This is a genomic window from Methylotenera sp. N17 (assembly GCF_000799155.1).
GTDB lineage: Bacteria > Pseudomonadota > Gammaproteobacteria > Burkholderiales > Methylophilaceae > Methylophilus.
Window position 1 is genome coordinate 794,159 of the sequence record NZ_JUGE01000001.1, and the last position, 13,798, is coordinate 807,956.

13 protein-coding genes are annotated in these 13,798 nt (G+C 45.8%); 6 read left to right on the forward strand and 7 right to left on the reverse strand.

Features of this window, described 5'->3' with window-relative positions; translation table 11 throughout:
• Positions 1-16: 16 nt before the first annotated feature.
• The 4 genes from FG11_RS03830 to FG11_RS03845 are packed head-to-tail and all read right to left on the reverse strand — an operon-like array spanning position 17 to position 3,844.
• Complete coding sequence (locus FG11_RS03830) at positions 17-778, reverse strand: phosphoadenylyl-sulfate reductase (protein ID WP_020181753.1); 762 nt, start codon at positions 776-778, stop codon at positions 17-19.
• The gene (locus FG11_RS03835; protein WP_020181754.1) at positions 775-1,380 is read right to left on the reverse strand and encodes a DUF934 domain-containing protein; all 606 of its coding nucleotides are present in this window, start codon (positions 1,378-1,380) and stop codon (positions 775-777) included. The genes FG11_RS03830 and FG11_RS03835 overlap by 4 nt, the downstream gene beginning before the upstream one ends.
• Complete coding sequence (locus FG11_RS03840; protein ID WP_047533232.1) at positions 1,377-3,041, reverse strand: nitrite/sulfite reductase; 1,665 nt, start codon at positions 3,039-3,041, stop codon at positions 1,377-1,379. The genes FG11_RS03835 and FG11_RS03840 overlap by 4 nt, the downstream gene beginning before the upstream one ends.
• 32 nt (positions 3,042-3,073) lie before the next feature.
• On the reverse strand, positions 3,074-3,844 hold the full coding sequence (locus tag FG11_RS03845) for a sulfite exporter TauE/SafE family protein (RefSeq protein WP_047533235.1): 771 nt from the start codon (positions 3,842-3,844) through the stop codon (positions 3,074-3,076).
• A gap of 123 nt (positions 3,845-3,967) precedes the next feature.
• On the opposite strand from FG11_RS03845, the gene FG11_RS03850 reads away from it, so the two are divergent.
• The 6 genes from FG11_RS03850 (at position 3,968) to FG11_RS03875 (ending at position 10,263) form a co-directional block, all read left to right on the forward strand.
• A complete protein-coding gene (locus FG11_RS03850) occupies positions 3,968-4,891 on the forward strand; it encodes a CysB family HTH-type transcriptional regulator (protein ID WP_020181757.1) in 924 nt (307 codons plus the stop codon).
• The gene (locus FG11_RS03855; RefSeq protein ID WP_047533238.1) at positions 4,891-5,436 is read left to right on the forward strand and encodes a DUF302 domain-containing protein; all 546 of its coding nucleotides are present in this window, start codon (positions 4,891-4,893) and stop codon (positions 5,434-5,436) included. The genes FG11_RS03850 and FG11_RS03855 overlap by 1 nt, the downstream gene beginning before the upstream one ends.
• Before the next feature lie 23 nt (positions 5,437-5,459).
• Positions 5,460-6,929 carry a helicase HerA-like domain-containing protein gene (locus FG11_RS03860; RefSeq protein WP_047533241.1) on the forward strand — a complete coding sequence of 490 codons (1,470 nt, stop codon included), beginning with the start codon at positions 5,460-5,462 and terminating at the stop codon, positions 6,927-6,929.
• Between the two features lie 75 nt (positions 6,930-7,004).
• Positions 7,005-8,654 carry a formate--tetrahydrofolate ligase gene (locus FG11_RS03865; RefSeq protein ID WP_047533244.1) on the forward strand — a complete coding sequence of 550 codons (1,650 nt, stop codon included), beginning with the start codon at positions 7,005-7,007 and terminating at the stop codon, positions 8,652-8,654.
• A gap of 15 nt (positions 8,655-8,669) precedes the next feature.
• The gene (locus tag FG11_RS03870; protein ID WP_020181761.1) at positions 8,670-9,233 is read left to right on the forward strand and encodes an IMPACT family protein; all 564 of its coding nucleotides are present in this window, start codon (positions 8,670-8,672) and stop codon (positions 9,231-9,233) included.
• A gap of 13 nt (positions 9,234-9,246) precedes the next feature.
• On the forward strand, positions 9,247-10,263 hold the full coding sequence (locus FG11_RS03875; protein ID WP_020181762.1) for an AI-2E family transporter: 1,017 nt from the start codon (positions 9,247-9,249) through the stop codon (positions 10,261-10,263).
• On the opposite strand, the gene FG11_RS03880 is transcribed toward FG11_RS03875, so the two are convergent.
• The 3 genes from FG11_RS03880 to FG11_RS03890 are packed head-to-tail and all read right to left on the reverse strand — an operon-like array spanning position 10,260 to position 13,386.
• Complete coding sequence (locus tag FG11_RS03880; protein ID WP_047533247.1) at positions 10,260-11,174, reverse strand: M48 family metalloprotease; 915 nt, start codon at positions 11,172-11,174, stop codon at positions 10,260-10,262. The two genes, FG11_RS03875 and FG11_RS03880, sit on opposite strands and share 4 nt — an antisense overlap.
• Positions 11,174-11,674, reverse strand: a complete 501-nt coding sequence (locus FG11_RS03885; protein WP_047533248.1) for an SH3 domain-containing protein — start codon at positions 11,672-11,674, stop codon at positions 11,174-11,176. Before FG11_RS03885 ends, FG11_RS03880 begins: the two co-directional genes overlap by 1 nt.
• On the reverse strand, positions 11,671-13,386 hold the full coding sequence (locus tag FG11_RS03890) for a CHASE2 domain-containing protein (protein WP_047533251.1): 1,716 nt from the start codon (positions 13,384-13,386) through the stop codon (positions 11,671-11,673). Before FG11_RS03890 ends, FG11_RS03885 begins: the two co-directional genes overlap by 4 nt.
• Positions 13,387-13,798: the final 412 nt, after the last annotated feature.

The window sequence follows — 13,798 nt, forward strand, 5'->3', positions numbered from 1 at the left end:
TGTTTACGATTTAAAATTACTTTTTGACATGCAGGCCGCATTCTTTGGAGGTTGGATCTTCCCACCACCAACGGCCAGCACGGATGTCTTCACCCATTGCCACAGCGCGCGTACATGGCGCGCAGCCAATGCTTGGGTAGAATTGGTCATGCAATTGGTTATAGGGCACACTAAACATGCGGATGTATGCCCAGACTTCTTTTTCAGTCCAGTCACTCAAGGGATTGAATTTTTCTAACTGGTTGCTCGCATCAAATTCACGGGTTGGTAAACTAGCACGCGTAGTGGCTTGCTCGGCACGCATACCGGTCACCCATGCCTGTTTTCCGGCAAGCGCGCGCTGAAGTGGCTCTACTTTACGCATATGGCAGCAGGCCTTGCGTAGTTCGATACTTTCATAAAACGCGTTAATACCGTTTGTGCGCACATATTGCTCTACGGCTTCATGTTTTGGAAAAAACACGACGGGTTTTGTATGGTAAGTAGTTTCTACTTCACCCATCAATGTATATGTTTCAGCAGGTAAGCGGCCAGTATCTAATGAGAAAATCTCAATCGGCAAGTGTTCTTGCATGATGATGTCGGTCAGCACCATATCTTCTGCACCATAGCTGTTAGCAAAGGTGATGGCTGTAAACTCTGCACTGGCAGCTTGCAATAAGCTTAATACTTGCGCGCGTTTTGTATGGACGCTTTGCGTAAGCTCATCTGTCAGCTTAGGCGAGGTCGCTGGGTTGCTAGCAGCAGGTTTGAGCATGCTAACACTGGAAACACTCATGCGCGATCCACTCTACGCCACACTGGTAGCGCATCATCCACAGCACCTTGGTAAGGTTGACTGAAATCTTTTAAGCTGGCTAACGCGTCTTCTGCTGAGCGGTCTGCACGAATCAAGTAGCTACTAAAGCCAGAACGTTTTAAGAAAAACAATTGATCGCGTAACACATCACCGACTGCACGTAACTCGTTTTTAAAGCCATAACGGGTGCGTAACAAGTTACCAATAGTGAAGATTCGCCCATCGGGGAAACGCTCTACAAATACGGCAATCAGTGGCAACTCATTGATGTCAGCAAAGGTTGCTGCTAGTGAATCTAATGGCTCATGTGTCGCTATTAAAATGCCTATTTCTCCAGCTGCCATGCGGCTAGCGAGTTGTTCGACATTTGCTTGCCATACGGTTAATGGCAATAATACTTTGCCTGTAGCGGGTATTTGCGTAGCCGCTATTTGTGCAGGAGAATAAGTAGGCTCTCCTGTCAATTTGAAAAGCACCACTTTACCGGCTTGCTTTTTGACGACTTCGTCACCTAAACTAGGTGGAATCACCCTTGTCCACTCATCAGCCACCAGCGCATTGTCTTTAATTAGATTACTCATGCGGCCTCCTTCTCGGCATAGACGTGGGCCTTGAACGGCGCAATACCTAAACGACGCACTGTATCAATAAAGCGTTCTTCATCAGTACGTTCTTTTAGATAGACTTCAATCAGTCGTTGCACGACACCTGGCATTTCATCTGCGGAGAAAGAAGGGCCAATGACCGTACCAATGCTTGCATCATTACCTTGCTTGCCGCCAATGGTGACTTGGTACCATTCTGAACCGTCTTTATCTACGCCTAAAATGCCAATATGCCCCACATGGTGGTGACCGCAAGCATTCATGCAACCAGAAATATTCAGCTCTAAGTCGCCAATGTCATGCAAGTAATCTAAGTTATCAAATTGCATTTGAATCGCTTCTGCAATTGGGATACTTTTTGCATTAGCTAATGAGCAGAAATCGCCACCAGGGCAGCAAATCATGTCGGTGAGTAAGCCAATGTTAGGCGTCGCTAAACCTGCAACACGCGCTTTTTCCCAAATAGCGAATAGGTCGCTTAATTTCACATCGGCCAAAATCAAGTTTTGCTCATGTGACGCGCGCAATTCACCAAAACTGTAGGCGTCTGCTAAGTCCGCGACCATCTGCATTTGCTCGCTGGAGATATCACCAGGTGGTTTGCCATGTGGTTTGAGTGACAAGGTCACTGCACGATAGCCAGGCTGCTTATGTGCATGTGTACAACGTTTAACCCAACTAGAAAAAGCTGGGTTGCTAGCAATGGCGCTATCAAAACCTGCATCATGTGCTGGCAAGGTTTCATATGGCATTGGTTCAAAGTGCTGTGCTACACGATGGAGCTCAGCCTCTGTGATGGTGTTAGGACCATCTTTAATATGCACCCATTCTGCTTCTACTTGTTGTTTGAATTCTTCAATGCCTAGTGCTTTTACTAAGATTTTAATGCGTGCTTTATACGCATTGTCGCGACGGCCATGCATGTTGTACACACGAATGATGGCTTCGCAGTAAGTGAGCGCATGTTGCCACTCTAGATGATCGCGAATCACCGTGCCTAGAATTGGCGTGCGGCCCAAACCGCCACCCACCCATACTTTAATCGCCACTTGGTTATTACTGTCTCTGTAAAATTCCAAGCCAATATCATGTGCTTGCACAATGGCGCGGTCTTGCTTAGTGCCAGATACTGCAATTTTGAATTTACGCGGCAGTAAAGCAAACTCAGGGTGAAAAGTACTCCATTGGCGCATGACTTCGGCCATTGCACGTGGGTCAATTACTTCATCCGGGGCAATGCTGGCAAATTGGTCGGTCGTGATGTTGCGAATGCAATTACCGGACGTTTGAATCGCGTGCATTTGTACCGTGGCTAGCTCTGCCAAAATCTCAGGCACGTCTTCTAGCTTAGGCCAGTTGAGTTGCAGGTTTTGACGCGTGCTGAAGTGGCCATAGCCTCTATCATAACGTTTGGCGATATCGCCTAGTTTGCGTAATTGTTTGCTGGATAGCATGCCATAAGGCACGGCAATGCGTAGCATAGGCGCATGACGTTGAATATATAAGCCGTTTTGAAGGCGCAGTGGACGAAATTCGTCATCGGAAAGTTGGCCGGCTAAGTAACGGCGTGTTTGGTCGCGGTATTGTTTTACACGCTCATCAACGATTTGTTGGTCAATTGCATCGTATTTATACATAAATTATGGTGTTTCCTAACAGAGGCGATATTTTAATGTAAAACCAGCTTTAAGCCTACTAAAATCAGTATGGCAGCCAATACAATGCGTACCCAATGTTCAGCTATTTTTGAGCTCATATGGCTTCCTAAATAGATGCCTGGGATAGAGCCAATGAGCAGTGTGCCAAGAAGCGGGTAATCGATTGTGCCTAGAGAGGCATGGCCTAATCCTGCAATGAGTGTAAGTGGCACGGCATGCGCAATATCGCTTCCTACAATGGTGGTGATTTTTTCTTTAGGATACAACATGATGAGCGCAGTGACACCCAATGCGCCAGCACCTACAGAAGTGAGTGTAACTAACGCACCCAAAACGATGCCCAAGAATACTGTTGCAATTGGCACATATTGCACTGGGAGCCAGTGACCTTTGCTGGATAAGTGTTTGAGCTTGTTTCTGAATAGCACTGCGGCCGATGTAATAATGAGTGCAACACCTAGCCAAAATTTAATGGTGGAGATTGCGCCGCTTGATTCAATATCAATCGTTTTTAAAAATAAGATCGTGGCAATGGAGGCTGGGATGCTGCCTATGGTTAGCAACTTCACAATGTTCCACTCAATATTGCCCAATTTGCCATGTGCAAATATACCCACAGATTTGGTCACGGATGCATAAAGCAAATCTGTGCCCACAGCGACAGCCGCTTTTACATTGAAAAATATGAGTAAAATAGGGGTCATCAGTGAACCGCCGCCCACTCCAGTCAGTCCGACTAGAAAGCCAACGAGGAATCCTGCTAATATAAAGTAGTAATTCACTGTGAGTAAAATCTAAAGAAAAATAACCTTAGATTTTAACATTTAATATATGTTTTATTAATAACCGTTGATTATTTCTATATACTGGTTAATTATAAAGTCACGATTGTTTGGATGCCGCGCATGAAGTTACACCAGCTAAAATATGTGCATGAAGTTTCGCAGCAAGGTTTGAATATCTCGGCAGCAGCAGAAGCGCTGCATACCTCTCAACCCGGCGTTAGTAAGCAAATTCAATTGCTAGAAGAAGAGCTAGGGTTACAAATTTTTCAGCGCAATGGCAAACGCCTAGTCGGCATTACCGAGCCTGGTCGGCAAATTCTAAAATTGGCCGCGCAGGTGATGTTTGATATGCAAAATATCAAACGTGTGGGTGATGAGTTCAGCCGTGTTGAGACAGGTACATTAACCATTGCTACCACGCATACGCAAGCACGTTACAAACTGCCTTCTGCAGTGCAACAATTTATCCAAATGTTTCCCAATGTTAAGCTCACTATTCATCAAGGCAATCCAAGTCAGGTGGCGTCACAAGTGGCAAGTGGCGAGGCCGATATTGGTATTGCCACCGAGTCTATCAGCTTGGATGAGCGTTTGTTGACATTGCCTTGCTATCAGTGGAATCGCTGCTTGGTCATGCCTAGCTATCATCCGTTGGCCAGTAAGAAGTCGATCTCGTTGGCGGATATTGGCTCATATCCACTCATCACTTACGATTTTGCCTTTACGGGCGGGACGCTGGTGTCACAGGTATTTCATGATGCAGGTGTGACGCCTAATATTGTATTAACGGCGATTGATGCAGACGTCATTAAAACGTATGTGAACCTTGGTTTGGGCATAGGCTTAATTGCCAATATGGCATATGACGAAAAGCGTGACGCGCCTTTGATTAGCTTAGATTGCAGCCATTTGTTTCCAGATAGTACGACCTATTTGGGGGTGAGGCGAGATGCATTTTTGCGTGGCTATATGCTAAGCTTTATGCAATTACTTTCTCCAGACATCAATCTCAAAGCAATCGAGCAGACACTTAAAGGGACTTAATGACACGTGTCTTAATACTTGTTGCAGTAATGTTGCTCATGCCAGCATGTATGCATGTTGCCAAACATGAGGCTGAGTCCATCGTAGCGCCGCGTATCAAAGTGGTAGGGCATGGTATGCCGGATATTGATTTGAGCACGGCCATCTATGAGGTGCCAGTGAACGCTGGCGTGAGCTATCTAGATTTGGTAGATAGCTTAAAGTCTATTTCTGAGGGCATGAATTTTGTGAGCCCTGCCAATTTCCCCATTGGAGAGCACATGAAGTTACGTGGAATTGACCCGCAAGGTATCAAAGAAGTACGCACTTTTTGTAACCTAACCATGGGCACGGAAATCATCTTAGACCACCCAGAATTTTTGGTATTTGCGCCTTGCCGTATTGCTATTTATGAAAAATCGAATCAACTATATTTGGGGCTGGATCGGCCCACGTATGATTTGAAGAGCATCAAACACCCAAGTGCACGGGCCATTCAGTCCGCACAAACATTAGAAGATGCGTTAATCCAGCTCATGGAAAAAGCACGTCGCGGTGACTTTTAACTTTAAAAACAGAAAACGGAAAAATGACTCAACCCATTCGCCTAGCCAAATCAGAAGACTTTTTATACCTATTGCCAAAAATGGCGAATCGGCATGGGCTGATTGCAGGGGCAACTGGTACTGGTAAGACGGTTACATTACAGAGTCTTGCTGAGGGGTTTTCTGATTTAGGTGTGCCGGTGTTCATGGCCGATGTCAAAGGCGATTTGTCTGGCATGAGCCAAGTAGGGGGCGGCAACCCTAAAGTGGATGCGCGTGTTCAGCAATTGGAAATTCCGGATTATGCGCCAGCGGCCTCGCCAGTCACATTCTGGGATGTGTATGGCATCAAAGGGCATCCAGTACGCACTACGGTAGCCGAAATGGGGCCATTGCTGCTGGCACGCATGTTGAACTTGAATGATATACAAGCTGGCGTGCTAAATGCGATTTTTAAAATTGCAGATGACCAAGGCTGGTTGCTTCTGGATTTGAAAGATTTACGTGCAATGTCGCAATACGCAGCCGAAAATTCAGCGCAGTATCAGACTGAGTACGGCAATATTTCTGCAGCCAGTGTGGGTGCTATTCAGCGCGCTTTGTTGCAACTGGAAACAGAAGGTGGCGATCTGCTATTTGGTGAACCTGCGCTGAATCTAGACGACTTAATGCAAACAGATACCAAGGGGCGTGGTGTCATCAACATTCTCGCATCGGATCAATTGTTTAACTCACCGCGTGTTTATGCCACTTTGTTGCTGTGGTTGCTTTCTGAGCTGTTTGAAAAGTTGCCTGAGGTAGGGGATTTAGAAAAACCTAAGCTGGTATTTTTCTTTGATGAAGCGCATTTGCTATTCAGCGATGCGCCGCAAGCACTCATGCAAAAAATTGAACAAGTCATTCGTTTGATTCGTTCTAAAGGTGTCGGGGTTTATTTTGTGAGCCAAAACCCGCTGGATATTCCGGACATTGTATTAGGGCAGTTAGGCAATCGCGTGCAGCATGCCTTGCGTGCGTTTACACCGCGCGACCAAAAAGCAGTGAACTCTGCTGCTGAAACCTTTAGAACAAACCCTAAAGTGGATGTAAAAACAGCGATTACCGAGCTAGGGGTGGGTGAGGCCTTGGTTTCATTCTTAGATGAGAAAGGCATTCCATCACCCGTCGAGCGCGCGTTTGTCTGCCCACCAAAAAGTCGTATTGGACCAGCCACAGATGCAGAGCGCGCAGCTGTGATCCGCCAATCATTGGTTGCAGGTGTTTATGAGAAGTTGGTGGATCGGGAGTCTGCTTATGAGATTCTAAAACAACGTGCTACCGAAGTTGCAGCGAAAGAAGCGCCTAAGGAAGAGGAGCAGGGCTTTGATTGGGGCGGTGTGTTGGGCGGTAAAAAAGCAAGCCGCTCAGATTCTGTCTTAGAAAGTGCGGCAAAATCAGCTGCGCGTGCCATTGGCTCTCAGCTTGGCCGTAGCATTATCCGCGGCGTTTTAGGCTCTATTCTAGGCAAAAAATAACGGAATCTAGTCATTATTGGTTTGGCTGAGAGGCTTACCTTTCAGTCTTGCTAGTCATTAATTAGGGGAGTTTTTATGCAGTCTGATATTGAAATTGCGCAACGTGCAGTATTAAAGCCAATTTCGACGATTGCAGAACAATTGCCCATTGCACCTTCTGCGTTGATTCCTTACGGGCACCATATTGCTAAAATCAGCCAGGAGTGTGTTCGGACTTTGGCAGATCGTCCCAACGGAAAATTAATTCTAGTCACAGCCATTAGCCCTACGCCCGCAGGTGAAGGCAAAACCACGACGACCATTGGGCTTGCCGATGCACTGAATTACATTGGTAAACACGCGGTAGCTTGCCTACGCGAGCCTTCTTTAGGCCCGGTGTTCGGCATGAAGGGCGGAGCAACCGGCGGTGGCTATGCACAAGTGCTGCCGATGGAAAATATCAACTTGCATTTTACTGGTGATTTTCATGCGATTACCTCAGCCAATAATCTACTGGCTGCTTTGATTGATAATCATGTTTATCAGGGCAATGCATTAGATATTCAGCAAGTGACTTGGCGGCGGTGTATGGACATGAATGACCGTGCCTTACGCCATGTGACCTTGCATCAGCGGCAGGACGTGGATACAGGGTTCGACATCACAGTGGCTTCAGAGGTGATGGCTATTTTTTGCTTAGCTGAAGACTTACAAGACTTAACACAACGATTAGGTAAAATCCAAGTGGGTGTTAACAGTCAGCATCAACCGGTGTTTGCAAGCGACCTACAAGCCGAAGGCGCCATGACTGCCTTATTAAAAGATGCATTTCAGCCCAACTTAGTGCAAACCATTGCGCATACGCCAGCCATTGTACATGGCGGACCTTTTGCCAATATTGCCCATGGCTGTAACTCGGTAGTGGCTACTAAAACTGCATTGAAACTTGCGGATTACGTGGTGACGGAAGCTGGGTTTGGTGCCGATTTAGGGGCTGAGAAGTTTTTTGATATCAAGTGTCGCCTTTCCGGGTTAACCCCAGATCTGGTGGTGTTGGTCGCAACGATTCGCGCATTGAAATACCATGGTGGCGCTGAGTTAGCGACCATTCAGCAAGAAAATATCGATGCTCTGCAGGCGGGCATTGAAAACTTAAAAAGGCATCTGCATAATTTGCATGATTTGTTTGGCATGCAAGTGGTGGTAGCCATCAATCATTTTACGCATGATACTCCCAGTGAGATTGCTGCTTTAAAAGATGCTGTGCAAGCGCTAGGGTTTGAAGTATGCATATGCAAGCATTGGGCAGAAGGTGCTGCCGGTGCACAGGCATTGGCAGAAACCGTGGTCAATTATCTCGCGCAAAAACCATCCAAGTTTCAAACACTGTATCCATTAGAAATGCCATTGGTCGATAAGATTTTGACAATTGCACAGAAGATGTACGGCGCGAGTACTGTTGAATATAGCAGTACTGCGCAAATACAACTGGCACAATTGTCTACGCAATATTCAACGTTACCAATCTGTATCGCCAAAACGCAATACTCTTTTTCATGTGATCCAACCGTGCGCAATGCACCTACCGGCCATACGATAGAGGTAAGCAGCCTGCGTTTATCTCGCGGGGCAGGCTTTATTGTGGCTATTTGCGGCAATATGATGACTATGCCGGGTTTACCTAAACAGCCTGCTAGTGTGCGCATCGGGGTGAATGCTGATGGCAAGATCACTGGGCTATCTTGAGTATAATGGTCACCCATGATCACACTTAAGCAAGTCGGTAATGCTGACCAAACCATACAAAAATCACGATTTATTGCACAGGCAAAAATGTGTGAAACCGAGCGCGAAGTGGGTCTGTTTTTAAGGCAGCTCGCATCACAGCACGCAACAGCGCACCATTTAGCCTATGCTTTTAGAATTAAAACTGCCGAAGGTGTGATTCCTAGGTTTTCAGATGCTGGCGAGCCATCGGGTACCGCAGGTAAACCTATCCTGCAGATATTGGATGGGGAGCAATACGTGAACGTCTGTGTAGGCGTGATTCGATACTATGGTGGCATCAATCTAGGGACTGGCGGCTTGGTCAAAGCGTATGGGGGCACTGCCAAATTGGCGTTACTGCAAGCCGGGGCAATTCCCTTTGTTGAGATGCAAGAGATGCGTATAACCACTAGCTATAAACGTGTAGACGAGCTAACACGCGAATTAAATAAAGTGAATGGTGTCGTGCTCAACAAAGCGTTTGATGAAGCCGCACATTTCATCATCAAATTGCCAGTACAATCGGCACAACAATTTATTCAACGTTTTCAATCATAGGCAAGGTGTTTTCATGCAATCGTCCCAACGCTCCTCAGATAAGTACAATATTGCCGCCTGGCTGTTGATGGCAATTGCAATGTTTTTTGTGCTGCATGTGCATTTGTTACCTGCATTGCTATCGGGTTTGCTGGTGTTTGAGCTGGTACATATTATTTCCCCCTATATTGCCCGCAGGCTTCCGGGGAAAGGCGCCAAAGTAATTGCAGTCGCCATACTGGCCGTGCTGGTGATCGGGCTGCTAGCGGTGGTGAGTATGGGGCTAGTCTCCTTGCTGCGTTCTGACTCTGGTGGGTTGACTACATTGATTGCACAAATGGCTGAAATTATTGAAGACTCCCGCAAAATTTTGCCTGCTTGGTTAGATGCACGTTTGCCAGAAGATGCTGTTGCACTGCAACATGCGGTTACGCAATGGTTGCGCGACCATTCGAACGACTTGCAATTTGTGGGGACGGAAGCAGGGCGTCACGCTGCGCACATGTTGATTGCCATGGTGATAGGTGGCATGTTGGCTTTGCATGAAGCCACACAGCGTGATCGTTATCCTGTGTTTACACGTAGTTTGGTAGAGCGTATTAGCTTATTTAGTGCCGCGTTTCGTAATATTGTGTTTGCGCAAGTGCGTATCTCAGCCATTAACGCAACGTTCACTGGTATTTATCTTGCAGTGGTGTTGCCGTTATTAGGTATTCATTTGCCTTTTACTAAGACCCTGATTTTAATTACATTTATTGTAGGCTTGCTGCCAGTGATCGGTAATTTGATCTCTAACACCGTGATAGTAGTGGTGAGCATGAGTCATTCACTAGCGATTGCGTTGTCTTCGCTCTTATTTTTAGTGGTGATACATAAATTAGAGTATTTTTTGAATGCGCGTATTGTCGGCGGGCAAATACGCGCACATGCTTGGGAGTTATTGGTGGCGATGCTGACCATGGAAGCTGCATTTGGCATTGCAGGCATCGTGGCAGCACCGATTTATTACGCGTATATCAAAAGCGAATTAAGAGAGCTACAGTTAATTTAGCGCAAAGGATACAAACGTTTTTCTAATGTTTTTCCAGGTTTAAGTGCATCTAATTGCGTACCAGCGCTTTCACCCAATTGCGCAAGTCTGTCATCTGGGTGTGGGTGTGTTTTAAATAGCAAGGCTACGCTGTTATCGCTTTTGTTAATTTGCGCCATGTTCTGTAATACTTCCGGTAAGCCATACACATCGTAGCCTGCACGATATGCCAATATCATGCCCATACGATCCGCTTCGTATTCTGCGCTTTTGTCTAAGTTACGCGCGCTGATTTCTGCACCGGTATTGATGGCTTTTTTCGATAGTTTGCTGCTGCCATATTTATCGCCTAATAAACCAGCGCCCATGTCTAATAAAGCTTGTTTTTGCATCACTTTCAGCTGATGTTTTTTGACGATATGTGCAATTTCATGGCCAAGCACCCCAGCCAATTGCGCCTCGTTTTGAAAGGTTTGGTATAGGCCTTTGGTAATCAGTACGTAACCGCCAGGCGCAGCAAATGCATTCAAATCACTACTTTCAATCACGCCAAACCGCCAAGGTAAGTCAGGCCGTTCAGATTGGCTGGCAATCCAGCGCCCCACTTTATTGACATATTGCTGTAGTGCATCATCTTTGACCAATGGCGCGGCGCCCAATAAGCTGCCTGTCACTTCTCGACCAATCGCTATTTCTTCATCTCGACTTGGACTTTTCCAATTGATCTGTGGTTTAGCAGCAGCCGTGTCGTTAGTAGCTGTAGCAGCTGTTGATTCGGTAGTGCTTGGTGCCGCTTTATCTGTATTGGTAGCACCAGTCGACTCTTGGATTTTATCTTTGATTGCGCCTTCTAGGGCTTTGCCAAGGTCAAGCGCATAGGTGTTACTCGTCAGGCTGCATGAGACTAGAAAGGCAAGGGTAGCAATACGCATTATTTGGTTCCTTTCATATAAGCCGTCTGGTTGGCACTCAAGCCACCGGCGCTGGCAAATTGTTGTGCGTCGCTTTTGTTAACAGTGTAGCTTTCCATTTTTTTTATTTCTGCTTCGTTAAATTGTGCGGATTGCAGTTCCTCAGCACTCAGGCCGCGAATCCCAGTAGTCGATACCACTTTCCCAGTGCCTGCGCGTCCAGTAGCTACATCCACGGTACCTTGTAACGCATTGCCAGTACTGGCGCGTTTAACAGAGAGTAAGCGTACCCAGCCCGTGGATTTTTTGGTTTTGACTTGCAGCCATGCACCTTTTTTATTCACAATCTGCAGCGGTTCATTTTTGATCAGGGCACCAGCTGATTTAGCATCCGCAAATGGCTCAGTGCGCAAAGTATCGGCCTTCAATGCGGTACCTGTTTCTGCCGCCATGGCGACTGGATGAATCCATAGATTGATACATAAGCCAGCGATGGCATAGTAAAGTGTGCGTTGTTTCATGCAGATTCCTTTGTTACGGTTGATTGGCCATGTTCGAGTTGGATGACCAACTGCGCGAACAAAGTGCGCCATTGTGTTCCAAGTGTTGGACTAGAGCTAGATTGATTAGTTTTGTGTAATGTACCTTCATGCGTGCCATAACGCAGCAAGGTCTGTTTTGGTAGACCTAGTGATTCTAGATTGTCAGGAAAGCTATCGATTAAGCGCTGCATGTCCTGCTGCGCTGCCGCTTTATATTCAGCCTTTTCATCAGAATACATCCAACTGATCACCATCATATCGCCAAACAATCCCCAGATCCCCGTTTGTGTGCCAAGTAATACTTCCACGCTATTGGGTGTGTGGCTGGTTAGCTCGGCTTTGCGCTTCAATTTCTTCATCACCACATCGCCCAGTGGCTCATCACTCTCAATCATTACCGCCAGCATCAGTACGCTGGTGTGATCGGCATTGGCCTGTACACCAAAGGTGAGCCAGCGCTGTAAAGCTCTATCGGTTGCTAGTGCATATATTTTTGCAATACCAAATAGCGCGACCGCCCACAGGATAGGCCCTGTTAAATCTAGATAAGTATTGCTGATATTGATGCCAATGTAAGAAAGCACCAACAGTCCAATCTGGCTGCCGGTAAAAATAGAGTTAAATTTATCGCGATCTACTTTGAAATAAAAGGCGAGAGTAGTCAGCCAGATCAACAGCAAACTTAACACGATATAAGGTGTTTTGCCGCGCCATACTTTTAAATAGTCACCATGTTTAACGTTATCAATCGCCGTTGCCAATACCTCAACACCGGGAAACTGCTTATCCATGGCGGTCGGTTTAATATCAAACAAGCCAGCTGCGGTAGAGCCGATAATCACAGTTTTATTGGTGAATTCATCTTGCGGGCGCGTTTTATGTTGGCTGGCCAAATCGGTAAACACATCACTAAAACTCACGTATTGATAACTAAATGGCTTGCCGCGCCAATTGATCAGCATATTCTGTGGCAGCTCAGTCAGGTCACCGCCAGCATTGGCACCGACAATCTCTGGTAAGGAGGGCAGATGCCAGCCTTTTTCTTCATGGTAAATACGATATTCACGAACAATCCCATCGTTATCCGGATACACATTATGGGTACCTAAGCGGCCGGGTTTTCGTGCACCATCAAAAAAAGGCAAAATGGCCGCAATGGTTGCGTTCTGATTATGATCTGGCTTGGCGCGTATGCCAGGGATTTGCGCATACTTTAGCTGGCTTAATTTGTCCTGTGATGCATCTAGCCGCAAGATAGGGAAAAACACATTGTTGCTCGCTGCAATGACCTCATTAAAATAAGCATCACTATCCGGGTTGTAAATATCCGCATCACTGAACACAATATCAAACACAATAGCCTTGGGTTTTTGTGCTTGAATATTCTCGACAAACTCGCCCAGCACTTGGCGAGGCCAAGGCCAGCGGCCATACTCTTTAGCAAACGCAGCCAAACTTGCCTCATTGATATCTATAATCACAATATCTGTATCTGGCTTGGCTTGAATCACGCGGTGTTTCACCATAAAGTCAAACGCTTTATCGCGCATATTCAGCCCCACATGAAATACGCTGGCATCCAGCAGTACCAGCAACGTAAATAGCGTGGCGAGGTAAATGTAAAAGTTGTTTTTAAGTTTGCGTGTGAGTTTAGCTAGCCATTGACCTAACAATAATTTGAGCTTAATCATAGTCTGTAATAAAACCGTGTAATCGAATCAATTTACTCTAACACAGTGTCTTGAATGCCCACAAATCCAATCCTAAATCCAACTTTGTTGGCTAAAACCGTCTGTTTTTTGCATTTGTTTTATCTTTTTTCACTAAACCCCTTATAAATTAAGAAGATACTCAAAAAATATTGGCAAATTTAAATTATTAGTTGTATGATTTGCATCATTATTGTGATGTATCACTTCCTTTATCGGGCTTAACTATATGAGTTTTAATGCAAAAATAATTTTTTTCAGCTTCGTAATGCTATTAATAGTGGGTGGAATTGATGCGATGATGGTGATGGTTTAGAAAAATACATCAATTAATCAGTTACTTAAAAACTTTGGTACGCACTGTCGTGCTAAAGTCAGCGTTGATTCGTATCAA

What these genes read in the sequence shown, in the direction of transcription:
- FG11_RS03835 (WP_020181754.1), bottom strand. Translation starts at nt 1,380, where the DNA reads ATGAGTAATCTAATTAAAGACAATGCGCTGGTGGCTGATGAGTGGACA.
- FG11_RS03880 (WP_047533247.1), bottom strand. Translation starts at nt 11,174, where the DNA reads ATGCGTATTGCTACCCTTGCCTTTCTAGTCTCATGCAGCCTGACGAGT.
- FG11_RS03840 (WP_047533232.1), bottom strand. Translation starts at nt 3,041, where the DNA reads ATGTATAAATACGATGCAATTGACCAACAAATCGTTGATGAGCGTGTA.
- FG11_RS03870 (WP_020181761.1), top strand. Translation starts at nt 8,670, where the DNA reads ATGATCACACTTAAGCAAGTCGGTAATGCTGACCAAACCATACAAAAA.
- FG11_RS03890 (WP_047533251.1), bottom strand. Translation starts at nt 13,386, where the DNA reads ATGATTAAGCTCAAATTATTGTTAGGTCAATGGCTAGCTAAACTCACA.
- FG11_RS03850 (WP_020181757.1), top strand. Translation starts at nt 3,968, where the DNA reads ATGAAGTTACACCAGCTAAAATATGTGCATGAAGTTTCGCAGCAAGGT.
- FG11_RS03865 (WP_047533244.1), top strand. Translation starts at nt 7,005, where the DNA reads ATGCAGTCTGATATTGAAATTGCGCAACGTGCAGTATTAAAGCCAATT.
- FG11_RS03885 (WP_047533248.1), bottom strand. Translation starts at nt 11,674, where the DNA reads ATGAAACAACGCACACTTTACTATGCCATCGCTGGCTTATGTATCAAT.
- FG11_RS03875 (WP_020181762.1), top strand. Translation starts at nt 9,247, where the DNA reads ATGCAATCGTCCCAACGCTCCTCAGATAAGTACAATATTGCCGCCTGG.
- FG11_RS03855 (WP_047533238.1), top strand. Translation starts at nt 4,891, where the DNA reads ATGACACGTGTCTTAATACTTGTTGCAGTAATGTTGCTCATGCCAGCA.
- FG11_RS03830 (WP_020181753.1), bottom strand. Translation starts at nt 778, where the DNA reads ATGAGTGTTTCCAGTGTTAGCATGCTCAAACCTGCTGCTAGCAACCCA.
- FG11_RS03860 (WP_047533241.1), top strand. Translation starts at nt 5,460, where the DNA reads ATGACTCAACCCATTCGCCTAGCCAAATCAGAAGACTTTTTATACCTA.